This is a genomic window from Streptomyces sp. 840.1 (genome assembly GCF_003751445.1).
Lineage (GTDB): Bacteria > Actinomycetota > Actinomycetes > Streptomycetales > Streptomycetaceae > Streptomyces.
Genome location: NZ_RJUU01000004.1, coordinates 70,971 through 96,527 on the forward strand (window position 1 = coordinate 70,971; position 25,557 = coordinate 96,527).

At 74.1% G+C, this 25,557-nt stretch carries 7 protein-coding genes; all 7 read right to left on the bottom strand.

From position 1 onward, the window contains the following. Positions 1-7 precede the first annotated feature (7 nt). A complete protein-coding gene (locus tag EDD93_RS38860; protein ID WP_123531770.1) occupies positions 8-709 on the bottom strand; it encodes a 4'-phosphopantetheinyl transferase in 702 nt (233 codons plus the stop codon). A 7-nt stretch (positions 710-716) separates the two neighbouring features. Continuing rightward, positions 717-1,460, bottom strand: coding sequence for a bifunctional 2-polyprenyl-6-hydroxyphenol methylase/3-demethylubiquinol 3-O-methyltransferase UbiG (locus EDD93_RS38865; RefSeq protein ID WP_123531772.1), 744 nt, complete (start codon positions 1,458-1,460; stop codon positions 717-719). Beyond that, positions 1,457-2,764 (bottom strand): activator-dependent family glycosyltransferase, encoded by a 1,308-nt coding sequence (locus tag EDD93_RS38870; protein WP_123531774.1) that lies wholly within the window; start codon positions 2,762-2,764, stop codon positions 1,457-1,459. The genes EDD93_RS38865 and EDD93_RS38870 overlap by 4 nt, the downstream gene beginning before the upstream one ends. Positions 2,765-2,849: 85 nt before the next feature. Next, positions 2,850-4,052, bottom strand: coding sequence for a hypothetical protein (locus EDD93_RS38875; RefSeq protein WP_123531776.1), 1,203 nt, complete (start codon positions 4,050-4,052; stop codon positions 2,850-2,852). 13 nt (positions 4,053-4,065) lie between these two features. Then, on the bottom strand, positions 4,066-9,534 hold the full coding sequence (locus EDD93_RS38880; RefSeq protein ID WP_260256159.1) for a type I polyketide synthase: 5,469 nt from the start codon (positions 9,532-9,534) through the stop codon (positions 4,066-4,068). Between the two features lie 85 nt (positions 9,535-9,619). Beyond that, complete coding sequence (locus EDD93_RS38885; RefSeq protein ID WP_123531780.1) at positions 9,620-14,401, bottom strand: SDR family NAD(P)-dependent oxidoreductase; 4,782 nt, start codon at positions 14,399-14,401, stop codon at positions 9,620-9,622. A 29-nt stretch (positions 14,402-14,430) separates the two neighbouring features. Further along, positions 14,431-25,527: a type I polyketide synthase gene (locus tag EDD93_RS38890; RefSeq protein ID WP_260256160.1), complete on the bottom strand. Its 11,097-nt coding sequence runs from the start codon at positions 25,525-25,527 to the stop codon at positions 14,431-14,433. Between the last annotated feature and the right edge of the window lie 30 nt (positions 25,528-25,557).

Here is a 25,557-nt window from a genome sequence, read left to right on the forward strand (position 1 = left end):
TTCTGCCTCACGGCGCGAACGGATCCCGAGCGGTGCCGGAGGATCGGCGGGCCGGGGCCGGGACGGCCACGGCGGTCAGCAGGATTCCGTCCGCCACCGTCCACCGGCCGGTCAGCCCGGTCAGGGCCCGGCCGTCGAGCACCGGTCCGGGGATCCGCATCCGGGCGGTGAACGTCCGTGCGGCCGGGTCGAGTTCGAGTTCTGCGGAGTCGAAGTCCAGGGTCCGGTGGGTGAGCGGGGACCAGGCCTTGAACACGGACTCCTTGGCGCTGAACAGCAGCCGGCCCCAGTGGGTGCCGGGGTGGCGGCGGGCGAGTTCGCGCAGCTGCTCGCGCTCGGTGGCCGAGGCGACTCCCCGGGTCACGCCCGGCGGCAGCGCCAGGTGCGGCTCCGCGTCGATGCCCAGCGCCCGCCAGCGGTCGGCGGGCGCCAGGGCGGCGCCCCGGTAGCCCTCGCAGTGGGTGAGGGAGCCGGTCGTGCCGGCGGGCCACAGGGGTTCGCCGCGGCGGCCGGTGAGCACCGGCCCGGCGGCCCGCCCGAGGGCGGCGAGCGCCCGGTGGGCGCACACGCGGGCCGTGGCGAACTCGCGGCGCCGCTCCTCGACGGCGTCGCGGACCAGGGCCCGCTCCTGCGCGAAGAGGAGTTCCGGCGGGAACTCCCCGTGGGTGTCGGCCGAGACCGTCCCGGGCGGGAGGATCTCCTCGATCACGCGGTCGTCACGTCCGGACGCCGATGAAGAGGCCCCGCCCGGACGGGCCGCCCTCCTGGAACTCGACGGCGAGGCCGGCGCGGACGAAGGCCAGCTCGTAGGCCTCGCGCGTGAAGAGGGTGATGAGGTGGGTCTCGGAGAGGTGCGCGATGTCCTGGCCGGGCTCGGCGATCAGGTAGTGCACGTCGATGCGGGTGGCGTCGCCCTCCAGCCGCGAGTGCGAGACGCGGGAGACGGTCTTGCCCTCGGCCTCGGTGATGGACGCGCCGACGAAGCCCGGGGTGAACGTGGCGGGGAACCACCAGGGTTCGACCAGGACGACGCCGCCCGGTTCGAGGTGGGCCGCGAAGCGGGCCAGGGCCGCGTCGAGTTCGGCCTGGTCGCGCATGTGGCCGATGGAGCTGAACATGCAGGTGACAGCGGAGAAGGTGGTGCCGATCGCGAAGTCGCGCATGTCGCCGAGGTGGACGGGGACGTCCGGGTTGCGGCGTACGGCGATGTCCCGCATGTCCGCGGAGATCTCCACGCCCTCGACGGTGTCGAAGGCCCGGGTGAGGTGTTCCAGGTGGAGGCCGGTGCCGCAGGCCACGTCGAGGAGGCTGCGGGCGCCGGGGGCGCGGGAGGCGACCAGGGCGGCCAGGTCGGCCGCCTCGTTCGCGTAGTCCTTGCCCTTGCCCTGGTGGACCAGGTCGTAGAGGCGGGCTATGCCGTCCGCGTAGCCGCTGTCCGCGGGGGCTTCGGTGGTGGTCACGTCGTCTCTCCTTGGCTGGGGTGTGCGGTGTGGGGGCGGCCCCGTCGGGCCGCGAGGCGTTCGAGGGCCGGGACGAGTTCGGCCGGCGCCGGGTCGGCGAGGGCCTCGTCGCGCAGCCGGTGCGCGGCCGCGGTGATCGAGGGGTCGGTGAGGGCCCGTACGACCGCTTCGCGCAGGGAGGCGGCGTCGAGCTTCTCGGGCGGCAGGTCGATGCCGGCCCCCTGCCGCTCGTGCAGGCGGGCCTTGAGCGGGGCGTCCCACAGGGAGGCCACGATGATCTGGGGCACGCCGTGCAGGGTGGCGGTGTAGCCGGTGCCGGCGCCGCCGTGGTGGACGATCGCGGCGCAGGTCGGCAGCAGTGCGTCCATCGGGACGAAGTCGACGACCCGGATGTTGGCGGGGAGGGCCTCGCGGTCCTGGAGCTGGGTCGCGTCGAAGGTCGCGACGATCTCGGCGTCGATGTCGCCGAGGGCGTGCAGCAGTTCCTCGAAGGGCACCGCGTCGCGGCCGAAGGTCTCTCGGGCGGAGACGCCGAGGGTGACGCAGACGCGCGGCCGGGCGGGCGGGGTGTGCAGCCAGTCCGGTACGACGGCGGGCCCGTTGTAGGGGACGTAGCGCATCGGCAGCAGTTCGCCGGGCACGGGTATGCGCAGGCTCGCCGGGGCCGGGTCGACGGTGGCCTGCCCTCGGACGACCTCCTCGACGGCGGCGGCGTCGGGGGTGGCACCGAAGCGTTCGAGGGTCCACGTCAGCCATTCGCCCATCGGGTCCTCGCGGCGCTCCTCGGGCTGTGCGGCGAGCAGTTCGAGGAACTGACGGCGCGCGTTGAGGACCACGTCGGGGCCCCACAGCAGGCGGGCGTGGGCTGCGCCCGTGACGTGCGCGGCGACGGGTCCGGCGTATGTGAAGGGCTCCCAGAGCACCAGGTCGGGCCGCCAGGCGCGGGCGAACTCCACGATGGCGTCGATGGTCGTGTCGCCGTTGAGCGGCGCGAACGACATGGCCGTCATCATGGTCTGCTGGCCGAGGGCGTGCTCCCAGCCGATCGGCTCGGTGACCGTGTCGGCGAAGTCGAAGCCCGCCTGGTACGGGGTGGGGTCGCCGCCGATCTGCGTCATCAGCTCGACGATCGAGTCGAGGTCGCCGACGGGTACGGCGGTCAGCCCGGAGCCGTTGATGACGTCGGTGAGCGCCGGCTGGCTGGCCACCCGGACGTCGTGCCCGGCGGCGCGCAGCGCCCAGGCCAGCGGCACCAGGTTGTAGTAGTGCGTGTTGTGCGCGAAGCACGTGATCAGTACGCGCATGGCATCGTCCGCCCTTGTCTGGCTCTTCGCGGTCGGGGTCGTGGTCCTCGGTGGCAGGGGCCGCCGCTGCGGCCGGCTCCGGCCATCAGGCGGTCCTGGCGACGGGGAAGCGCGCCGGGGCGCCCAGGACCGGTGAGCGCAGCCGCACGACCTCCTCGCCGGCGGTGCGCAGGGCGGGCAGGGCCTCGGCGAGCGCGCCGAGCGCCGCGCGGGCGATCACCGTGACCAGCCAGCCGGAGAGCGCGAAGTGCAGGTCGGTGGGGAGGCCGAAGGGTGCGGCGTCCGCAGGGGCCTTCGGGTCGCGGTTGATAGCGGCGACGAGGAGGGTGACGCGGCTGCCGGCGGGCAGTTCGGTGCCCGCGAGGACGGTGTTGGCGCGGGCGGTGCGGGTCTCCAGCCGGACGGGCGGGGCCTGGCGCAGGGTGCCCTCGACGGCAGTGGCGGCCAGGGCGGGATCGGCGGCCAGCCGCTGCCAGGCACCGGGTTCGGCGAGCAGCCCGCGCACGGAGTTGGCGATGAGCACGGCGGTGGTCTCGGCGGCGCCGACGGCGAGCGTCCGGGCGGCCCGGACGGTGTCGGCACCGGCCTCGTGGAGTCCGTCGGTGAGCAGCGCGGAGAGGGTGGCCTCGGCCCGCTCCGCGGTGCGGACGACGGCGTGGGGCTGGGGGGAGAGCAGTCCGTCGAGGGCGTGCCGGCAGTCGGGCAGGATCCGGACGAACCGCGTGTGGGCGGCTTCGGGCAGTCCGAGCTGTTCGGCGATCACCTGGCCGACGAGGCGGCGTGCGAAGTCCTCGGCGAGGTCGAAGCGGTCGCCGAGCCCGGCGAGGATCGCACGGGCGAGCTTCACCGTCCGCTTCTCCACGCACTCCTCCTCCGGGGCCCACAGCATGGGGCCGCCGAGGGCAGTGAGCGGGGCCAGGCGGGCGGCGGTCTCCCGGTCCACGGCGAGCGCGGCGCTGCGGTACGGGAGCCCGTCAGCGGCGGCGGCCTCCGGGCCGGGTCCGGGGCCGTCGAAGGCGGAGCCGGCGACGACCTCATCGGCGACGGCTCGGTCGGCCGTCACCCAGGTGTCGAGCGGCGCGCTGTGGAACAGCGGCCCCTCGGCGCGGATGCGCTCCTCGTAGGGGCGGGGGTCCTCGGTGCCGGAGCGCAGGATCAGGCCGTAGGGATCGTTCCGGGTTCCCGCGAACCACTGTGCGGCGCGGGCGAGTTGGTTTCCTCGGGCCCGTCGGGCGTCGGCCAGGGCAGTCTCGCGGCCCGGGGTGTCGGTCAGCAGCTCCGCTGTCATGTGCGACTCCTCGTCATCGGTCACCGCCGGGCAGCGCGTCGAGCCAGGCGTCGACGGTGCGGGCCATGGCCGGGGCGTGCTCGGTCATCATCGTGAAGTGGTTGCCGGGTACGTCGGCGACGGTGCGGGCGCCGTCCCAGACGGACCGCCAGTCCGTCAGCGGGTCGGTCCACGCGGCCATGGGTTCGCCGGCCCGCAGGTGCAGGACGGGGGCGCGGGTGGGCCGGGGGGTCCAGTCCAGGAGCAGCCGGTGGAAGGCGCCCATGGCGGTGAGCCGGGTGTCGTCGAGCGGTACGACCGCGCGGTCCGCGGCCCAGCGGAGCATGACGTCCCGCCAGGTGCCCATGGCCCCGGGGGCGCTGGGGGTGTAGATGTCGGCCAGTACCAGGGCGGCGGGGCCGGTGCCCCGGGCCTCCAGGTGCCGGGTGAGCGCGTGGGCGACGTTGGCTCCGGCGGAGTGGCCGATCAGGGCGTACGGCCGGCCGGCGGCGTACCGGGCGATGGCCTCGGCGTGGGTCCCGCACAGCGCTTCGAGGGTGCCGGGCAGCAGTTCGCCGGGCCGGAAGCCGGGGTGGGGCAGCGCCGCCACGGTGCGGCGGCCGGCCAGGGCCGCGGCGAGGGCGGCGAATTCGGCCGGACCGGAGACGGCCGTGGTGCCGGTGACCGCGATGAGCAGCGGTCCCCGGTCCCCGGCGGGTCCGTCGGTCAGCCGGACGGGGGTGACGGGCTGCTGTCCGGGGTCGGTGAAGACCGGGCGCAGGGCGGAGACGGCGCCGAGTGCCTCGACGGCCTCGGCGACCCTGCTGTCGGCGATCGCGGAGCGGTAGACGGCGACCAGGGTAATGTCGCCGGTGCCGTCGCCCCCGGCCGGGGGGCCCGCCGCTCCGGCCGGGTCCTGCAGGAGGTCCAGCAGGTGGGCGGCGAGCAGGTCGGGGGTGTTGTGGTCGTAGAAGGCCTCGGGTTGCAGTTCGGTGGCGGCCGCGGTGGCGAGCCGGCGCCGGAGCTGCCCGATGGCCAGGGAGTCGAACCCGGTCAGGGTGAAGGGCTCGTCGGCGGCGATCTCGTCGGGGCTCTCGTACCCGAGCACGGCGGCGGCCTCGGTGCGGACCAGGGTCCGGACGGCTGCGGCGCGTTCGGCGGGGCCGAGGGCGGCGAGTCCGGGGCGCGGGTCGCGCGGCCGGGGGCCGGCCGGGGCCCCGTGGCCGGCGGCCGGGGCGGCGGCCACGGGGACGACGGCGGGGACGACGAGGCCGGAGATGAGCGGGCTGGGCCGGTGGGAGGTGAACCCGAGGGCGAACCGTTCCCAGTCGGTGTCGGTGACAGTGATCTGGGCCTCGCCGGCGGCGACGGCGCGGAAGAGTTCGGTGAGGGCGTCCTGCGGGTCCATGGGGCGCACTCCCCTGCGGCGCAGGTACGCGGCGCCCTCGCCGTCGCCCATGCCGCCGCCGCCCCACAGGCCCCAGGCCACGGAGGTGGCGGGCAGGCCGTCGGCGCGGCGCCGTTCGGCGAGCGCGTCGAGCGCGGCGTTCGCCGCGGCATAGGCGCACTGCCCGGCGCTGCCCCACACCCCCGCGCCGGAGGAGTAGAGGACGAAGGCGTCGAGGCCGAGGTCCCGGGTGAGTTCGTCGAGGTGCTGGGCACCGGCGACCTTCCCGGCGTAGACCTCGGAGACGAGTTCGGGTCCGGTCTCGGTCAGCGGGCTGACCTGGGGTACGCCCGCGGCGTGGAAGACGGCGGTCAGCGGGGTGTCGGAGGGGATCCGTCCGAGGAGCGCGGCGAGCGCGTCCCGGTCGGCGACGTCGCAGCTCGCGAAGGTGGCCTTGGCGCCGAGGGCGAGGAGGTCGGCCTCCAGGTCCGCCGCGCCGGGGGCCCGGGCCCCGCGCCGGGTGACGAGCAGCAGGTGCTCGGCGCCCTCCCGGGCGAGCCGGCGGGCGAGGTGGCCGCCGAGGGCTCCGGTGCCGCCGGTGACCAGGACGGTGCCGCGGGGGCGGTACGGGCCGGGGACACGCGGCGCGGGGGCCGCTGTGAGCCGGCGGCCGAGGGTGCCGGAGCCGCGGACGGCCACCTGGTCCTCGGCGCCGCCGAGGGCCCCGGCCAGCAGCCGCCAGGCCTCGTCCTGTCCGGGTTCGGCTCCGGTCGCGGTCGCCGGCAGGTCGACCAGGCCGCCCCACAGCGTGGGGAGTTCGAGCGCGGCGACGCGTCCGAGGCCCCAGAGCTGGGCCCCCGCCGGCCCCGGCCGCTCACCGGGGGCGGTAACCACGGCTCCTCGGGTGGCGCACCAGAGACGGGCCGTCATGGACGTCTCCGCCATCGCCTGGACAAGGGACAGCGTGGCCCGGACAGCGGCCGGGACGAGACCGGTGGCGGGCTCCTCCCGGTCCTCCGCGCCCAGCAGGGAGAGGACCCCCTCGACGGGAGCGGCTGTGTCGCTCCGGGCATCGGTGAGCAGTGCGGCGAGGGCGGCCCGGTCGGTCCGCCCTGGGCCGACGGGGAGCCGCCGGACGTGGGCGCCCCGGGCGCGCAGGGCCCGCTCGGCGTGGTCGGTGACGGCTCCGGAGGACTCGACCAGCAGCCAGGTGCCGGTCAGGGGGGCGCCGGCGGGGGCGGGCAGCGGGCTCCAGGTGACGTGGTGGCGGCGCGGTCCGCCGGCCGGGCCGTGTCCGCCGCCTCGGGGGGTGGGGGCGATCCAGTACCGGCGGTGCTGCCAGGCGTACACGGGCAGCGGCACCGGCCGGGCCGGGGCGGTGGGGAAGAGCCGTCCCCGGTCGAGAGCGGCGCCCCGGGTCGCGGCGGTGGCCACCGCCCGCAGCAGGGTGGCGGTCGCGGGGCGGCCTCGGCGCAGTACGGGGACCATGGCGGCCGGTTCCGTACCGGGGTCGTCGACGGACAGCACCTCCTGGGCCATGCCGCAGAGAACGCCGTCGGGGCCGAGTTCGACGAAGGTGGCCGCGCCCAGGTCGCGGGCGGTGCGCACGCCGTCTGCGAAGCGGACCGCCGCGCGGACGTGTCCGGCCCAGTAGGCGCCGGTGCGCAGGTCGTCGCCGGCGGCCCGGCGTCCGGTGACGTTGGAGATGACGGGGATCCGGGGTGCCCGGTACGAGAGCCCGTCGGCCAGGGCCCGGAACTCCTCCAGCATGGGGTCCATGAGCGGGGAGTGGAAGGCATGACTGACTGTCAGGCGCTTGGTTTTGACGTCCCGTTCGGCGAGCAGTTCCGCCGCCTGTCCGACGGCCTCCCCGGTGCCGGAGAGAACCACGGACCGGGGGCCGTTGACGGCGGCGACGGCGAGGACGTCCTCGCGGCCGGCCAGGAGCTCGCCCAACTCGTCCTCGCCGGCCCGTACGGACAGCATCGCGCCGCCGGCCGGGAGGGCCTGCATCAGCCGGCCGCGTGCGGCTACGAGGGTGCAGGCGTCGTCGAGGCCGAGGACGCCTGCCACGTGGGCGGCGGCGATCTCGCCCACGGAGTGGCCGAGGACGACGTCGGGGCGCATGCCCCAGTGCTCCAGCAGCCGGAACAGGGCGGTTTCGACGGCGAAGAGGGCGGCCTGTGCGTACTGGGTCCGGTGCAGCAGGGCTTCGTCGGGGGTGCCGGGGGCGGCGTCGAGCACGGCGGCGAGCGGGCGGTCGAGGTGCGGGTCGAGGCGTTCGGCGACGGCGTCCAGCGCTTCGGCGAACACCGGTTGGGCAGCGCGCAGTTCGCGGGCCATGCCGGGGCGCTGGCTGCCCTGTCCGGTGAAGAGGAAGGCTGTCCTGGCCTCGCGGCGGCGCACTCCCGTGACGACGGAGGGTGAGGGGTCGCCCCCGGCGAGGGTTCCCAGGGCGCGGGTGAGTTCCTCGTACGAGCTGCCGAGGACGACGGCCCGGTGCTCGAAGGCTGTGCGGGTGGTGGCCAGCGCGTGGCCGACGGCCTGTGCGGTGGCACCGGCGGCGGCCGCTCCGGCGAGGTGCGCGTGCAGCCGGCCGGCCTGGGCCCGGAGGGCTTCGGCGGAACGGCCGGAGAGGAACCAGGCGGTCGGCCGCTCCTCCCCCGGCCCGTCCCCGGGGGAGGCTGCGGGAGTCGTGCCCGGGGTTTCGGCACCGGCCGCGTCCTCGGTGTCCCGCGCCGCTTCCTCCACGATCAGGTGGGCGTTCGTACCGCCGACGCCGAAGGCGGAGATCCCGGCGCGGCGCGGGCGCGGGCCCGCCGGCCAGGCCACCGGCTCGGTCAGCAGCCGTACCCGGCCGGAGGACCAGTCGGCGTGCGGGGTGGGGGTGTCCGCGTGCAGGGTCCTGGGCAGCAGTCCGTGGCGCATGGCCTGGATGGTCTTGATGACGCCGCCGACGCCTGCGGCGGCCTGCGAGTGGCCGATGTTGGACTTGAGGGAGCCGAGCCACAGGGGCCGGTCCGCCTCGCGGCCCTGTCCGTAGACGTCGAGCAGGGCCTGGGCCTCGATGGGGTCGCCGAGCTGGGTGCCGGTGCCGTGCGCCTCGACGGCGTCGATGTCCTCGGGGCGCAGTCCGGCGTCGGCGAGGGCCTGGCGGATGACGCGCTGCTGGGAGGGGCCGTTGGGGGCGGTGAGGCCGTTGCTGGCGCCGTCCTGGTTGACGGCGGAGCCTCGGATGACGGCGAGCACCGGGTGCCCGTTGCGCTCGGCGTCGGAGAGCCGTTCCAGTACGAGCACGCCGGCGCCCTCCGCCCAGCCGGTGCCGTCCGCGTCTGCGGAGAAGGCCTTGCAGCGGCCGTCCGCCGCGAGGCCCTTCTGCCGGGAGAACTCGACGAACGCGGCGGCGTCGGGCATGACGGCCGCGCCGCCGGCCAGTGCGAGGCCGCACTCCCCGCGGCGCAGGGCGGCGACGGCCAGGTGCATGGCGACCAGCGAGGAGGAGCAGGCCGTCTCCACCGTCAGGGCCGGGCCCTCAAGTCCGAGGACGTAGCTGATCCGGCCGGAGAGCACGGCGTCGGCGCTGCCGGTCAGGAGGTAGCCCTCGGAGCCTGCGGGCACCCGGTCCAGATCGGTGGCGTACTCGGCGTGGGCGGCACCGATGTAGACGCCCGTACCGGTCCCGCGCAGGGTGCGCGGGTCGAGGCCGGTACGTTCCAGGGCCTCCCAGGACACCTCGAGGAGCAGCCGCTGCTGGGGGTCCATGACGACGGCCTCGCGCGGCGAGATCCCGAAGAACGCGGCGTCGAAGTCGGCTGCGCCGGCGAGGAATCCGCCCTGGTTGCAGTAGGTGGTTCCGGGCGACTCGGGGTCCGGGTCGTAGAGCCCTTCGAGGTCCCAGCCGCGGTCCTCCGGGAAGGGCGCGACGGCGTCCGTCCCGGAGGCGACCAGCTCCCAGAGTGCCTCGGCGGAGTCGGCTCCGCCCGGATACCGGCAGGCCATGCCGACGACTGCGACGGGCTCGTGGGCGGCCGCGGTCAGCTCCCGGTTGCGCCGGCGCAGCCGCTCGGTCTCCTTGAGCGAGGTCCGGAGCGCCTCCATGAGCTTTTCGGAGGACATGGCCATCGGTGGGGCCCCTCTCTGAGTCGGGCGGAGCTGCGTTCGGACGGAGCGGCGTTCTCGCGGCCGCCGGCTGGGGTACGGCTCAGGCCGCGTCGCGCAGCGCCAGCTCGATCAGCGCGGCCTCGTCGAGTTCGTCGAGTTCGTCGAGGGCGGCGATCTCGTCGAGGTCGCCGCTTGCGCGGGCGGCGCCGAACCGGTCCGCCCCATCGAACCCGCCGCCGCCTGAGAACCGCTCGGGCGCCGCCGTACCGGGCGCCGCGGAGGCCAGGGCGAGCAGCGTGTCCAGCAGCTCCGCCTCGCGCAGCACGCCCAGCGGGATCGTGGCCAGGGCGGCCCGGATCCGCTGCTCCTCGGGGGTACCGGTGCCTGCTGGGGCGGCCGGGCTGAGGACTTCGGCCAGATGGGCGGCCATGGCGGCGGCGGTGGGGTGGTCGAAGACCAGGGTGGGGGGCAGCTTGCGGCCGCAGGCGCGGCTGAGCCGGCCCGCCAGCTCGCCTGCGGTGAGGGAGCTGAACCCGAGGTCCTTGAACGCCTCTTCGGGGTCGACGTCCTCGGGTCCGGTGTGGCCGAGCACGGCCGCGACGCTGCCGCGGACCTCGTCGAGCACGATCTCGTAGCGCTCGGCGGGGCCGGCTGCGGCGAGCCGGGCGGGCAGCCCGTCCGCCCCGGCTCCGTCGGGCTGCCCGCCGGACGCCCCGGCGGTTCCGTCGCCGCCGGATCCGCCCACGCCGGGCAGTTCGCCGATCAGCGGGCTGGGGCGGAACGTCGTGAACCCCTTGGCGAAGAGCGGCCAGTCCATGTCGGCGAGCGCGACGCAGCCGTCCTCGCGGTCCAGAGCCCGTGCCAGGGCCTGCACGGCCCTTACGGGGTCCATGGCCCGCAGTCCTCGGCTGCTGAGGAACTCCTCGCCGGCGCCCTCGCCCATGCCGCCGCCGCCCCACAGGCCCCAGGCCACGGAGGTGGCGGGCAGGCCGTCGGCGCGGCGCCGTTCGGCGAGCGCGTCGAGCGCGGCGTTCGCCGCGCCGTAGGCGCTCTGGCCGCCGCTGCCCCAGACTCCGGCCCCGGAGGCGTACAGGACGAACGCGTCGAGTTCCCGGGTGCGTGTCAGCTCGTGCAGGTGCTGGGCACCGGCAACCTTGCCCGCGTACACCTCGGCGAGGGAGTGGGCGTCGGTGTCGAGGAAGGCGGCCGAGTGCGGGACGCCGGCGGTGTGGAAGACGGCGGTGGGCGGGTGGGCGTCGAGGAGGGCGGCCAGCGCCTCGCGGTCGGACACGTCACAGGCGGCGAGGGTGACTTCGACACCCAGGGCACGCAACTCCTCGGCCAGCCCGGCAGACCCGGGAGCATCCGGACCGCGGCGCCCGGTCAGCACCAGATGCCCGGCCCCGGCCCCCGCGAGCCAACGCGCGACATGAGCACCGAGAGCACCGGTACCACCCGTCACCAGGACAGTGCCCCGGGGGGTGTAGGTGCGGCGGGCGGGGACGCCGGCAGCGGGAACGAGCCGGCGGCCGTAGCTGCCGGAGGCGCGGACGGCGATCTGGTCCTCGTCGGCGATTCCCGCCAGGGCGGCGGCCAGCCGCTGCCAGGCGCGTGCGTCGGGGGCCTCGGGCAGGTCGACCAGGCCGCCCCAGAGGAGGGGGTGCTCCAGTGCGATGCCTCGGCCGAGTCCCCAGACCTGTGCGCCTTCGGAGCCGGGCCGTTCGGCGGGCGAGACGGCGACGGCGCCACGGGTCACGGCCCAGAGCTTCGCGGTGAGGCCGGCGTCGGCCGCTGCCTGCGCGAGGAGGGCGGTGCCGAGCACGGCGAGGGCCAACTCGGGGCTCTCGGGGTGTGGTCGCCGGTCGGTTCCGAGGAGGGAGAGGATGCCGTCGACGGGCCGGGCGGTGCCTCCTGCGGTCTCCTCGCCGCTCTTGTACGCGGTGAGCAGGCCGGTCAGGGTCTCGCGGGTGGCGGTGTGCGCGTCGAGGGTCAGGCGTTCGATGCGGGCACCGTGCCGGACGAGGGTGGCCTCGGCCGCGTCGGCGAACGCGTCCGCGTCGGCGTCCGGGCCTTCGGGGAGGACGAGGAGCCAGCGCCCGGAGAGGTCGGGGGCGGTGGCGGATACCGGCTCCGCGAGGCCCTTCCAGGTGGTGCGGTAGCGCCAGGAGTCCGTACCGGTCGGGTCGGCGGCGGGCGCGGACCGGGCGGAGGGCTCCAGCCAGTAGTCCTTGTGCTGGAAAGCGTAGGTGGGCAGGTCGACAACCCTGGCTCCGGTGCCGTCGAAGAGGACACCCCAGTCGATGTCGACGCCACGGACGAACAACTCGGCGGCCGAGGTCAGGAAACGCTCCCAGCCACCCTCATCACGCCGCAACGAACCACCGGCCAGGACATCCCTGCCCTCGGCGGTCTCCTGAATACCCATGATCAGCACAGGATGCGCACTGGACTCGATGAACGTCCCGAAGCCCCGATCCAGGAGCAGCCGGACCGTCTCCTCGAAACGAACCGTCTGCCGAAGATTCCGGTACCAATACGCGGCGTCCAGCACCGTCGTATCAACCAGCTCACCGGTCACCGTCGAATAGAACGGAATCTCCGAACGACGCGGCGTGATCGGAGCCAGGACGTCGAGGAGTTCGGTCTCGATCCGCTCCACATGCGCGGAGTGCGACGCGTAGTCCACCGGCACCTGCCGAGCCCGCACCTCCTCACCCTTATACGCGGCCACGATCTCCGTGATCGCATCGGCATCACCGGACACCACCGTGCTCGACGGACCATTCACCGCCGCCACACTCAACCGACCGACCCACTCCACCCCGGCAAGACGCTCCTCGACCTCCGCCAACGGCAACGGAATCGACGCCATGCCGCCGAGGCCGGCCAGCTCACGGCCGATCACACCCGCCCGCAACGCCACCACACGAGCCGCGTCCTCCAAAGACAACGCCCCCGACACGGCAGCGGCCGCGATCTCTCCTTGGGAGTGCCCCACCACCGCATCCGGAACAACCCCGAACGAACGCCACAACTCAGCGAGCGACACCATCACAGCCCACGTGACCGGCTGCACCACACCCACATCGTCCAGCGAACCCCCCGCACGCACCACCTCAACCACATCAAAATCAACAAACGGCGCCAACGCATCCGCACACTCACGCAACCGGGCAGCGAACACCGGCGAGGACTCCAACAGCCCCGCACCCATCCCCACCCACTGCGTCCCCTGACCCGGGAACACCAACACCCGACGCCCCACCGGACCCACCGAGTCCTCGACGATCCGGGACCCGAGCGTGACCTGACGGTGCTCGAACACCGAACGCGAGGTCACCAGCGAATACCCGACATCCAGCAGACGCGGCGCACCCTCCACCTCAAGACGGGCCCGCAACCGCTCCGCCTGGACCTTGAGCGCCGCCCCCGACTTCGCCGACACCACCAACGGAACCACCGGCAACTCACGAACCACCGACTCCTCCGCCGCATCCGGCACAGGAGCCTGCTCAAGAATCACGTGGGCATTGGTCCCGCTCACACCGAAGGAGGAGACGCCCGCACGGCGCGAACGTCCGGTCTCCGGCCACGGACGCGACTCGGTGAGGAGGGAGACGACGCCGTCCTCCCAGTCGACCTGCGAGGACGGGGCGTCCACATGCAAGGTCTGCGGCAGCACGCCCTCCTGCAGGGCCATCACCATCTTGATGACCCCGCCGACACCGGCGGCGGCCTGGGTGTGCCCGATGTTCGACTTCAACGAGCCCAGCCACAGCGGTCGTTCGGGGGTGTGCGCACTGCCGTACGTGTCGATGAGGGCGTGCACCTCGATGGGGTCGCCGAGCTTGGTGCCGGTACCGTGCGCCTCGACCACGTCGACGTCGCCGGCGGTGACCTGCGCGTCGGCGAGGGCCTGGCGGATGACGCGCTGCTGGGCGGCGCCGCTGGGAGCGGTGAGGCCGTTGCTCGCGCCGTCCTGGTTGACGGCCGAGCCCCGCAGTACCGCGAGGACGCGGTGACCTTTGCGCACGGCGTCGGAGAGCCGTTCCACCAGGATGATGCCGGCGCCCTCTCCGGGGCCGAACCCGTCGGCGGCATCGGCGAAGGCCTTGCAGCGCCCGTCGGCGGCCACGCCGCGCTGGCGGGAGAACTGTACGAAGACGGCGGGTGTGGACATGACGGTGACGCCGCCGGCGAGAGCGAGGTCGCACTCGCCCGAGCGCAGTGACCGGGCGGCCTGGTGGAGGGCCACCAGGGAGGAGGAGCAGGCGGTGTCCACGGAGACGGACGGCCCTTCGAGGCCCAGCGTGTAGGAGATGCGGCCCGAGGTGAAGCTGACCACCCCGCCGGTGAGCAGGTCGCCCTCCAGCTGTGCGGAGGGCTCGTGCACTCCGGAGGTGTAGCCGCCGTCCCAGGCGCCGACGAACACACCGGTGCGGGACCCGGCCAGGGACCGGGGGTCGATCCCGGCGCGCTCCAGGGCCTCCCAGGAGGTTTCGAGCAGGAGCCGCTGCTGCGGGTCCATCGCCACCGCCTCACGGGGCGAGATCCCGAAGAAGCCCGGGTCGAAGGCCCCGGCGGACCCGAGGAAGCCGCCTTCGCGGCAGTACGAGCGGCCGGCCGCGTCCGGGTCGGGGTCGTAGAGCCCCTCGACGTCCCAGCCCCGGTCGCCCGGGAAGGGCGAGACCGCGTCGGTGCCGCCGGACACGAGGTCCCACAGGTCCTCGGGGGAGCCGGCGCCGGGGAAGCGGCAGGCCATGCCGACGATCGCGATCGGCTCGTGGGCCCGTGCCTCCAGTTCCTTGAGGCGCTCGCTGGTGCGGTGCAGTTCGGTCGTGGTCCGCTTCAGGTACTCGCGGAGCTTCTCTTCGTTCGCCATGTCTCGTCACCCGTCACGTGCTGTGCGGTTCAGAACCGCTCGTCGATGAATGCGAAGATCTCGTCGTCGTCGGCGTCCTCGATGGACTCGGCCACCGATTCGGCCTTCGCGTCCGCTGGATGCGTGCTGCCGGGTCCGCCGCCGATTCCGCCCCACAGGCCGGTGAGGGCGGTGAGCCGGTTGGCGATCTCCTTGTGCGCTGTTTCGTCGGGGGTGGCGGTGCCGTCGGCGGTCTGTCCGGCGAGGGCACCGAACAGGGCCTCCAGGCGGTCGAGTTCCGCCATGACGGAGGTGCCGCGCGCGTCCGTGGCGGCCTCGGGTGCGGTCCCGTCCTCGGGCGCCAGTTCGCGGCGCAGGTGCGTGGCGAGGGCCTCCGGGGTCGGGTGATCGAAGACCAGGGTGGCCGCAAGGCGCAGACCGGTGGCCTCGGCCAGCCTGTTGCGCATCTCGACGGCGGTGAGGGAGTCGAACCCGAGCACCTTGAATGCCCGGTCGACGATGATGCCTTCCGGTCCGCCGTGGCCGAGCACGGCCGCGGCGTGGATCCGTACGGTTTCCAGGACCAGTTCCTGCTGCTCCTGGGGGGCCAGGCCGGCGAGCCGGTCGGCGAGGGTCTGCTCGGGGCTGTCCTGGCTGGGCCGGTCGGTCCGGTTCTCCGTGCCGCCGACGAGCGAGCCGAGGAAGGCGGGAACGGGGCCGGCTGCGCGCAGGGCCGCGTGGTTGAGCCGGATCGGGACCTGGAGGGGGCTGTCGACGGCCTGCGCGGCGTCGAAGAGCGCGAGCCCCTCGGCGTCGGTGAGGGGCATGACGCCTCCTCGGGCGAGCCGGCGGTGCATTCCGCTCTGGTCGAGGTGTCCGGCCATGCGGCTGCTGCTGGACCACAGTCCCCAGGCGAGGGACACGGCCGGCAGGCCGAGGGAGCGGCGGTAGCCGGCGAAGGCGTCGAGGAAGGCGTTGGCCGCCGCGTAGCCGCCCTGGCCGGGGCTGCCGAAGAGTGCGGAGGACGAGGAGTAGAGGACGAAGGCGGACAGGTCGAGGTCGCGGGTCAGTTCGTGCAGGTTGAGCACGGCGTCGACCTTGGGCCGCAGGACGGTGTCCAGGCCCTCGGGGGTGAGTGTGGGCAGGGTGCCGTCGGCGAGGACGCCGGCGGTGTGGACCACGGCGGTCAGCGGCTGGTCCTGCGGTATGTCCGCGAGGAGCGCGGCGAGCTGTTCGCGGTCGGCCGCGTCGCAGGCCCGTACGGCGACCTCGGCGCCCAGGGCGGTCAGTTCGGCGGCGAGGTCGCGGGCGCCCTCGGCCTCGATGCCCTGGCGGCCGGCGAGCACGAGGTGGCGGACGCCGTGCTCGGCGACCAGGTGGCGGGCGGCAATGCTGCCGAGGGTGCCGGTGCCGCCGGTGACCAGGACGGTGCCGTACGGCCCGAAGGACGGCGGCAGGGTGAGGACGAGCTTGCCGGTGTGCCGGGCCTGGCTGAGGGTGCGGAACGCCTCGCGGGCGTGCCGGATCTCGTAGACCGTCAGCGGCAGGGGCTTCAGGACCCCGGCCTCGAAGAGGGTGAGCAGTTCGCGGAGCATCTCGCCGACGGTCTCGGGACCGGCCTGCACCAGGTCGAAGGCCTGGTAGACGGTGCCGGGGTGGTCGGCGGCGATCTGCTGCGGGTCGCGGACGTCGGCCTTGCCGAGCTCCAGGAAGTGACCGCCTCCGGGGAGCAGCCGCAGACCTGCGTCGACGAAGTCGCCGGCGAGGGAGTTGAGGACGATGTCCACGCCCTTGCCGCCGGTCTCGGCGAGGAACTCGTCGGCGAACTTCAGGGTGCGGGAGTCGGAGATCGCCTCGTCGCCGAGGCCGAGGCGTCGCAGGGTGTCCCACTTGCCGGTGCCGGCCGTGGCGTACACGGTCAGTCCGTGGTGGCGGGCCAGCTGGAGGGCTGCCATGCCGACGCCGCCGGCGGCGGCGTGGATCAGGACGCGCTGGCCGGGTGCGGCCTTGGCGAGGCGGGTCAGGGCGTACTGGGCGGTGAGGAACACGGCGGGCACGGACGCGGCCTCGGCGTAGGTCCAGCCGGAGGGGATCGGGGCGACCATGCGGTGGTCGGCGATCGCGTACGGGCCGAAGCCGCCGGTCCACATGCCGAGGACGCGGTCGCCGGGGGCGAGTCCGGTCACGCCGGGCCCGACCTCGGTGACGACGCCCGCGCCCTCGGCTCCCATGACGCCTTCGCCCGGGTACATGCCGAGGGCGATGAGGGTGTCGCGGAAGTTGAGCCCGGCGGCGCGTACGGAGACGCGCACCTGCCCGTCCCGGAGTTCGCCCAGGGTGTCGGGCGCTTCGGCGAGGCGCAGCCCCTCCATGGTTCCGGTGCCGCTGGTGGTGAGCCGCCAGGCGGTGGTGTCGACGGGCGGTACGAGGGTGTCGCCCCGGGCGGCGTCGGTGCCGGGCCTGGCGAGCCTGGGGACGCGGACGCCGGTGCCTCGGACGGCGGCCTGGGGTTCGCCGCAGGCGAGGGCGGCGGCCAGGGCGGTGCCGTTGACGGAGTCGGTGTCCACGTCGAGCAGGGCGAAGCGGCCGGGCTCCTCGGACTGGGCGGAGCGGATCAGGCCCCAGACGGTGGCTGCGGCGGGATCGTCGAGTTCGTCGTCGGCGCCTGCGGCGACGGCGCCCCGGGTCACCAGGGCGAGGGTGGTGGCGGTGAGGGCGCTGCCGTGTTCCAGCCAGGTCTGGGCGAGGTCCAGGGCCCGGTGGGCGGTGGTGTGCGCGGAGGGCGCGTCGGGGCGGGGCAGGTGCGGGAAGGAGACGACGGCGGTGTCCGGCGCCTGTCCGGCGGCGGCGGCTTCGAACAGTTCGTCCAGGCCCGGGTACCAGTCGCAGGAGGTGCCGGTGGTCTCCAGCGCGGAGGCGACCTTGGCGTGGTCGTCGCCGACGACGGCGATCCTGCGTACGGGCAGGGCCGGGGCGGCGGGCAGCGGCTGCCAGTCGACCTCGTACAGGGCGCCGTTGCGCTTGGCGCGGCCCTCGGGGCCGACGGCGAACTGGTCGTCGGAGACGGTCCGTACGACGAGTTCGTCGACGGAGAGGACGGGCCGGCCGGATTCGTCGGTGCACAGCAGGCGCACCGCCTCGGCGCCGGCCGGGGAGATGCTGACGCGCAGCCGGGCGGCGCCCTCTGTGTACAGGCGGACGCCACGCACGGCGAACGGCATGCGGGCCTTGCCGTCCTCGGGGAAGAACGACCCGAGGTTCATGGCCTGCAGGGCGGCGTCGAAGAGCGCGGGGTGCAGTCCGAAGCCGGCGGTGGCGTCGCCGGCCTGCGGCGGGAGGGCGACCTCGGCGTGGACGGTGGTGCCTTCGGCCCAGCCGGTGGAGAAGCCCCGGAAGAGCGGGCCGTAGTCGTAGCCCCGGTCGGTGAACCGTTCGTAGAAGGCTTCGGGGTCGGTGTCGGCGGGCCGGGCGGCTGCCGGGGGCCATACGGCCGGGCCGACGGGGGCGGGTGCGTCCTCGGCGGGGGCGACGACGGCCTCGGCGTGGCGGCGCCACGGGGAGCCCGGGTCGGCGCCGGCCTCGCGGGAGTGGACGGTGAGGGTGCGCCTGCCGTCGTCGGCGGCGGCGGTGACGAGCAGGTTCAGCTCGACGGCGCCGTTGTCGGGGAGGACCACGGGCGCCTGCAGGATCAGCTCGTCGAGGCGGTTGCAGCCGTGCTGGCGGCCGGCCCACAGGGCGAGGTCGACCAGGGCGGCGCCGGGCAGCAGAGCCGTACCCATGAGGGCGTGGTCGGCCAGCCACGGCTGGGTGTCGGAGCCGAGCCGGGCGGTGTAGGCGACCGAGCCGGACTCGGGGAGTTCGACGCCGGCGCCGAGCAGCGGGTGGCCGGCCTCGCGGATGCCGATGCCGGCGGCGTCGCCGCGGCGGGCGGGTGCGTGGTACCAGTAGCGCTTGCGCTGGAAGGGGTAGGTGGGCAGATCGACGCGGCGGGAGTCGGTGCCGAAGAGGGCGTCGGCGTCGATCTCGACCCCGCTGATGTGGGCCATGCCGAGCGCGGCGCCGAACCAGCGGGCGCCGCCCTTCTCCCGGCGCAGGGTGCCGAGCACGGCGGCCCGCCCGCCGACGTCGGCGGCGGTCTCCTGCACGGAGGTGGCGAGCATCGGGTGCGGGCTGGGCTCCAGGAAGACCTCGTAGCCGTCCGCGATGAGGGAGCGGGTGGCCAGCTCGAACTCGACGGGCTCGCGCATGTTCCGGTACCAGTACGCGCTGTCGAGGGCGGTGGTGTCGAGGAGTCCGCCGGTGACGGTGGAGTAGAAGGGGATCTGCCCGGTGCGCGGGGAGACCGGTGCCAGGACCTCCATGAGGTGGTCCTTGAGGGCGTCGACCTGGGCGGAGTGCCCGGCGGTGTCGACGCCGGGGATGGCGCGGGCGTGGATGCCCTCGGCGGTGAGCTCCTCCAGGAGTTCGCGGAGGGATTCGGGGTCGCCCGCGACGGCGGCGGTGCCGGGGCTGTTGACGGCGGCGACGGACAGCCGGTCGCCGAACCGCGCGAGGCGGACACGTATCTGCTCGGCGGGCAGGGACACGGCGAGCATGCCGCCCTTGCCGGCCAGGGTCAGCCAGGCCTGACTGCGCAGGGCCACGATCCGGGCGGCGTCGTCGAGGGAGAGGCCGCCGGAGACGTACGCGGCGGCGATCTCGCCCTGGGAGTGGCCGACGACGGCGTCGGGGTGCACCCCGATGGCCCGCCAGGCCTCGGCCAGGGACACCATCATCGTGAACAGCACGGGCTGGACCACGTCGACGCGGCTGAGCGCGGGGGCGCCGGGCACCTGCCGCAGCACGTCCATGACGGACCAGTCGAGGTACGAACGCAGGGCGGCGTCGCAGGCCTGCGCGGACTCGCGGAAGGCCGGCGAGCGGTCGAGTAGGCCCTCGGCCATGGCGGGCCACTGGGAGCCCTGGCCGGGGAAGACGAACGCGATGCGGTCGCCGGGACCGGCGGTGCCCCGGAGCACGGCCAGGTGCGGCCGGTCCTGGGCGAGGGAGTTGAGGGCGTCGAGGAGTTCCTCACGGCTCTCGCCGATGACGGCGGCCCGGTGCTCGAAGCGGGAGCGGGCCGCGACCAGGGTGTAGCCGGCGTCGGCGGGGTGCATGCCGGGGTGCTCGACGAGCCCGGCGCGCAGCCGGGCGGCCTGGGCGCGCAGGGCCGAGTCGGAGCGGGCCGAGAACAGCAGCGGGACGGTGACCTCGTCCCACCAGTCCGTGGCCCGGCCCTCGTCCTGGGCGCTGTCGTCGGCGGGACCGGCCGCGGTGTCGGAGCGCGGCGCCTCCTCGACTATGACGTGAGCGTTGGTGCCGCTGATACCGAAGGCGGACACGGCGGCGCGGCGCGCGGTGGCGCGCTCGGGCCAGGGCACGTCGTCGGTGAGCAGGGACACCGCTCCCGTGGTCCAGTCGACCCGCTGGGTCGGCTCGTCCACGTGGAGGGTGCGGGGCAGTGTGCTGCCGCGCAGGGCGAGGACCATCTTGATGACGCCTGCCACACCTGCGGCGGCCTGGGTGTGACCGATGTTGGACTTGACCGAGCCGAGCCACAGCGGGTCGTCGGCGGGCCGGGCCTCGCCGTAGGTGGCCAGTACGGCCTGGGCCTCGATGGGGTCGCCGAGCTCGGTTCCGGTGCCGTGCGCCTCGACGGCGTCGACGTCCTCGGGGCGCAGTCCGGCGTCGGCGAGGGCCTGGCGGATGACGCGCTGCTGGGAGGGGCCGTTGGGGGCGGTGAGGCCGTTGCTGGCGCCGTCCTGGTTGACGGCGGAGCCTCGGATGACGGCGAGCACCGGGTGCCCGTTGCGCTCGGCGTCGGAGAGCCGTTCGACGAGGAGCATGCCGGCGCCCTCGCCGAGGGCGACGCCGTCGGCGCCCGACGCGAAGGCGCGGGAGCGCCCGGAGGGGGACATGACGCGCTGGCGGGAGAACTCGACCAGCATTTCCGGGGTCGACATGACGGTGGCACCGCCGACCAGGGCCATGCCGCACTCGCCCCGGCGCAGCGACTGGACGGCCAGGTGCAGGGCGACCAGCGAGGCCGAGCAGGCGGTGTCGACGGTGACGGCGGGGCCTTCGAGGCCGAAGACGTACGAGAGGCGGCCGGACATGACACTGGCGGAGTTGCCGGTGCCGAGGTAGCCGTCGAAGTCCTCCTCGCTGTTCTGCAGCAGCGGCATGTAGTGCTGGCCGTTGGTGCCGACGAACACGCCGGTGCGGGTGCCGCGCAGGACGTTCGGGTCGAATCCGGCGCGTTCGCAGGCCTCCCAGGAGGTTTCGAGCAGGAGCCGCTGCTGCGGGTCCATGGCGAGGGCCTCGCGCGGGGAGATCCCGAAGAACTCCGGGTCGAAGTCGGGGGCCTCGTGGAGGAACCCGCCCTCACGGACGTAGGTGCGGCCCTGGGCCTCGGGGTCCGGGTCGTACAGCCCGTCGAGGTCCCAGCCCCGGTTGGTGGGGAAGGTGGTGATGGCGTCGCCGCCGTGGGTCACGAGCTGCCACAGTTCGTCGGGCGTGTTGATGCCGCCGGGGAAGCGGCAGGCCATGGAGACGATGGCGATGGGCTCGCTGTCGCCGCCGGCGGGCGTGGTGGCGAACGGGGCCGCTGTGTCGGGTTCCCGCACCCCGCCGGCCAGCTCGCCGAGGTGGCGGGCGACGGCCTCGGTGGTGGGGTGGTCGAAGACGAGCGAGGGGGCCAGGCTCAGGCCGGTGGCCTCCCGGAGCCGGTTGCGGAGTTCGACCGCGGTGACCGAGTTGAAGCCCAGTTCCTTGAAGGGCCGTTCGGAGGCGATGCCGTCGCCGGTGGCGTGGCCGAGCACGGCGGCGACGTGTGTGCGCACGAGGCGCACCAGCTCGCGCTGCCGTTCCTGGTCGGTCTTGTCGCGCAGGGCTGCCGCGAGGCCGGTGCCGCTGCTGTCCCGCTCGTCGGCGGCGGCCCGCTCGGCGGCCCGGAGCCGCTGGACGACGGGCAGTTCGTCGAGGAGGGCCGAGGGCCGGGCGGCGGTGTACGCGGGCTCGAAGCGCTCCCAGTCGATGTCGGCGACGGCGATGCCGGTCTCGCCGCGTCCGACGATCCCGTCGAGCACGTCGAGGGCGCGCTCCGGGTCGAGGAAGGACAGGCCGGTACGGAACAGCTGCTCGGCGGCGGGGCCGACGGCGACGCTCTGCCAGGGGGTCCAGGCCACGGAGGCGGCGGGCAGTCCGCGGCTGCGGCGGCCCTCGGCGAGGGCGTCGAGGTACGCCGTTCCGGCCGCGTAGCCGCCCTGGCCCGCGCCGCCCCAGACACCGGCGACGGAGGAGAAGACGACGAACGCGTCGAGTTCCGCGTCCGCCAGCAGGGCGTCGAGGCGGGTGGCGAGGTCGGTCTTGGCCGCGACGGAGGCGGCGAAGCCCTCCATCGTGGTCTCGGTGAGCAGGGTGAGGGGGGTCGTCGGCGGGGCGACGTAGACGGCGGTAGGGGTGTGCTCGGCCAGGAGTGCACGAAGCCCGTCCTGGTCGTCGAGCGCGCAGGGAAGGACGGTGGTGCGGTCGGCCAGGCCGGCGAGCGGCCCTTCGGTCCCGGCGGTCTCGTCCGTGAGGGTGCCGGTGAGCCCGGCGAGGACGATCCGTTCGGCGCCGCCGGTCAGCAGGCGGCGGGCGAGCGGGCCGGCCACGGCGGCGATGTCGCCGACGACGAGGACGGTGCCGCGCGGGCGGGTGACGGCGGCGGCCGGTGCGGCCGGCGCCTGGATCAGGCGGCGGCCGTACGTGCCGGAGGCGCGGACGGCGACCTGGTCGTCGGTGCCCGGGGCGGCGAGGATGCCGGCCAGCTGCTGGAAGGCGCGGGCGTCGGCGTCGGCCGGCAGGTCCGCGAGTCCGCCCCAGCAGACGGGGAGTTCGAGGGCGGCGACCCGTCCGAGGCCCCAGACCTGGGCCTGTACGGGGGACGGGGTCTCGGCGGGGGACACGGCCGCGGCGCCGAAGGTGACGGCCCACAGCCGGGCCTCGGTGCCGGCGTCGGCAGCGGCCTGGGCGAGGGTGAGGGTGCTGGCGAGGCCCAGCGGGACGGCCGGGTGGTCGGGGTGCGTGCCCTCCGCGAGGGCGAGGAGGGACAGGATGCCGGTGAGCGGCTCGGTCCCGGCCCGGTCGGCGGACTCGGCGAACCGGGCCCGCAGCAGGGACCGGTCGGCGGTGGCCGGGTTCACGGCGAACGGCTCGACGGTGGCGCCCCGGGCGGCCAGTGCCTGTCGGGCGGACTCGGCGGCCGGGGAACCGGTGAGTGCCTCGGGGAGGACGAGGAGCCAGCGCCCGGAGAGGCGGGCGGCGGGGTCCTTGGCGCTCAGGCCCTTCCAGGTGGTGCGGTAGCGCCAGGTTGCGGGACCGGAGGCCTCGGCGGCGGCGACTGCGGGAGCAGCCGTCTTCTCCAGCCAGTAGTGCTCGTGCTGGAAGGCGTAGGTGGGCAGGTCGACGATCCTGGCCCCGGTGCCGTCGAAGAGGACGCTCCAGTCGATGTCGACGCCACGGACGAACAACTCGGCGGCCGAGGTCAGGAAACGCTCCCAGCCACCCTCATCACGCCGCAACGAACCACCGGCCAGCACATCGACCCCGGCCGCATCAGCACTCTCCTGAATACCGATACCCAGCACCGGATGCGCACTGGATTCGACGAAGGTCCCGAAGCCCCGATCCAGGAGCAGCCGGACCGTCTCCTCGAAACGAACCGTCTGCCGAAGATTGCGGTACCAATACGCGGCGTCCAGCACCGTCGTATCAACCAGCTCACCGGTCACCGTCGAATAGAACGGAACCTGAGAACGGCGCGGCGTAATCGGGGAAAGGACGTCGAGGAGCTCGGTCTCGATCCGCTCCACATGCGCGGAGTGCGACGCATAATCCACCGGAACCTGACGAGCCCGCACCCCCTCACCCTTATACGCGGCCACGATCTCCGTGATCGCGTCCGCGTCACCGGACACCACCGTGCTGGAAGGGCCGTTAACGGCGGCCACACTCAGCCGACCCGCCCACCCAGCACCGGCAAGACGCTCCTCGACCTCCGCCAACGGCAAAGGAATCGACGCCATACCGCCGAGGCCGGCCAGCTCACGGCCGATCACACCCGCCCGCAACGCCACCACACGAGCCGCATCCTCAAGAGACAACGCCCCCGAAACAGCAGCCGCCGCGATCTCACCCTGCGAATGCCCCACCACCGCATCCGGAACAACACCAAAGGAACGCCACAACTCGGCCAACGACACCATCACAGCCCACGTCACCGGCTGCACCACACCCACACCATCCAACGAACCCCCCGCACGCACCACCTCAACCACATCAAAATCAACAAACGGCGCCAACGCATCCGCACACTCACGCAACCGAGCAGCAAACACAGGCGAAGACTCCAACAGCCCCGCACCCATCCCCACCCACTGCGTCCCCTGACCCGGGAACACCAACACCCGACGCCCCGTCTCGCCGGCCACACCCTCGACCTTCAGATCACCGAAGGAGACCGAGCGGTGCTCCAGATGCGAACGCCCGGCAGCAAGACTCACACCCACATCCAGCGGACGCAGCGCAGGATCCGTCTCCATCCGGGCACGCAACCGGGAAGACTGCGCTTCCAGGGCGGCTGCCGACTTCGCGGACACCACCAACGGAACCACCGGCAACTCACGGATCGGGGTGTCGTCGGCGGGTTCCGTAACAGGAGCCTGCTCCAGGATGACGTGGGCGTTGGTCCCGCTCACGCCGAACGCGGAGACCCCCGCGCGGCGCGAACGTCCGGTCTCCGGCCACGGACGCGACTCGGTGAGGAGGGAAACCGCGCCTGCGTCCCAGTCGACCTGTGAGGACGGGGCGTCCACGTGCAACGTCCGGGGCAGCACACCCTCCTGGAGCGCCATCACCATCTTGATGACACCACCCACACCCGCAGCGGCCTGCGCGTGACCGATGTTCGACTTCAACGAGCCCAGCCACAGCGGCTGCTCCGCCGAGCGCCGCCCGTAGGTGGCCAGCAAGGCCTGCGCCTCGATCGGGTCACCCAACCGGGTCCCCGTGCCGTGCGCCTCGACCGCGTCCACATCCGCAACCCCCAGACCGGCACTGGCCAGAGCCGCCCTGATCACCCGCTGCTGCGAAGGCCCATTCGGCGCCGTCAGACCATTGCTCGCACCGTCCTGATTCACCGCCGAACCCCGCACCACCGCCAGCACCCGACGCCCCGCAGCCACCGCATCCGACAACCGCTCCACCAACAGCACACCCACACCCTCGGCCCACCCCGTGCCGTCGGCGGCGTCCGCGAACGCCTTGCACCGACCGTCCGAAGCCAGCCCCCGCTGCTGCGAGAACTCCACGAAGGTGCTGGGTGTGGCCATGACGGTGACGCCGCCGGCGAGGGCGAGGTCGCACTCGCCGGAGCGCAGTGACTGGGCGGCGAGGTGAAGGGCCACCAGCGAGGAGGAACAAGCCGTATCGACCGTGACCGCCGGGCCTTCGAGACCCAGCGCATAGGAGATGCGACCGGAGACCACACTGCCGGAGCTGCCGGTGCCGCCGTAGCCGCCGGCGTCCTCGCCGTGGGCGGCCCGGTCGGTTCCGTAGTCGTGGTACATCGATCCGACGAAGACGCCGGTGCGGGAGCCCTTCAGCGAATCCGCCGGAACACCCGCCCGCTCCAACGCCTCCCACGACGTCTCCAACAACAACCGCTGCTGCGGATCCATCGCCACCGCCTCACGCGGCGAAATACCGAAGAACCCCGCATCGAACCCACCCGCACCATGAAGGAAACCCCCCTCACGCACATACGAACGCCCCGCAACACCCGGCTCCGGGTCAAACAGCGACTCCACATCCCAACCACGGTCACCCGGGAACGGCGACACCGCATCCACCCCCGACGACACCAACTCCCACAACCCCTCCGGAGAACCCACCCCACCCGGGAAACGGCACGCCATCCCCACGATCGCGATGGGTTCGCTGCCGCGCTCCTCGACCGCGCGCAGCTTCTCTCGGGTCTCGTGCAGTTCGGTCATGGCACGGCGCAGGTAGTCGCGGAGCCTGCCCTCGCTGCCGGTGGCGTCGTTGTGGGTGTCGTTAGCAGACACAGCTCTCCCCTGGAGGTGTCGGTGCCGGAC

Excerpts from the sequence above, each read along its gene's own strand:
- EDD93_RS38870 (WP_123531774.1), bottom strand. The coding sequence starts at position 2,764 with ATGCGCGTACTGATCACGTGCTTCGCGCACAACACGCACTACTACAAC.
- EDD93_RS38875 (WP_123531776.1), bottom strand. The coding sequence starts at position 4,052 with ATGACAGCGGAGCTGCTGACCGACACCCCGGGCCGCGAGACTGCCCTG.
- EDD93_RS38880 (WP_260256159.1), bottom strand. The coding sequence starts at position 9,534 with ATGTCCTCCGAAAAGCTCATGGAGGCGCTCCGGACCTCGCTCAAGGAG.
- EDD93_RS38885 (WP_123531780.1), bottom strand. The coding sequence starts at position 14,401 with ATGGCGAACGAAGAGAAGCTCCGCGAGTACCTGAAGCGGACCACGACC.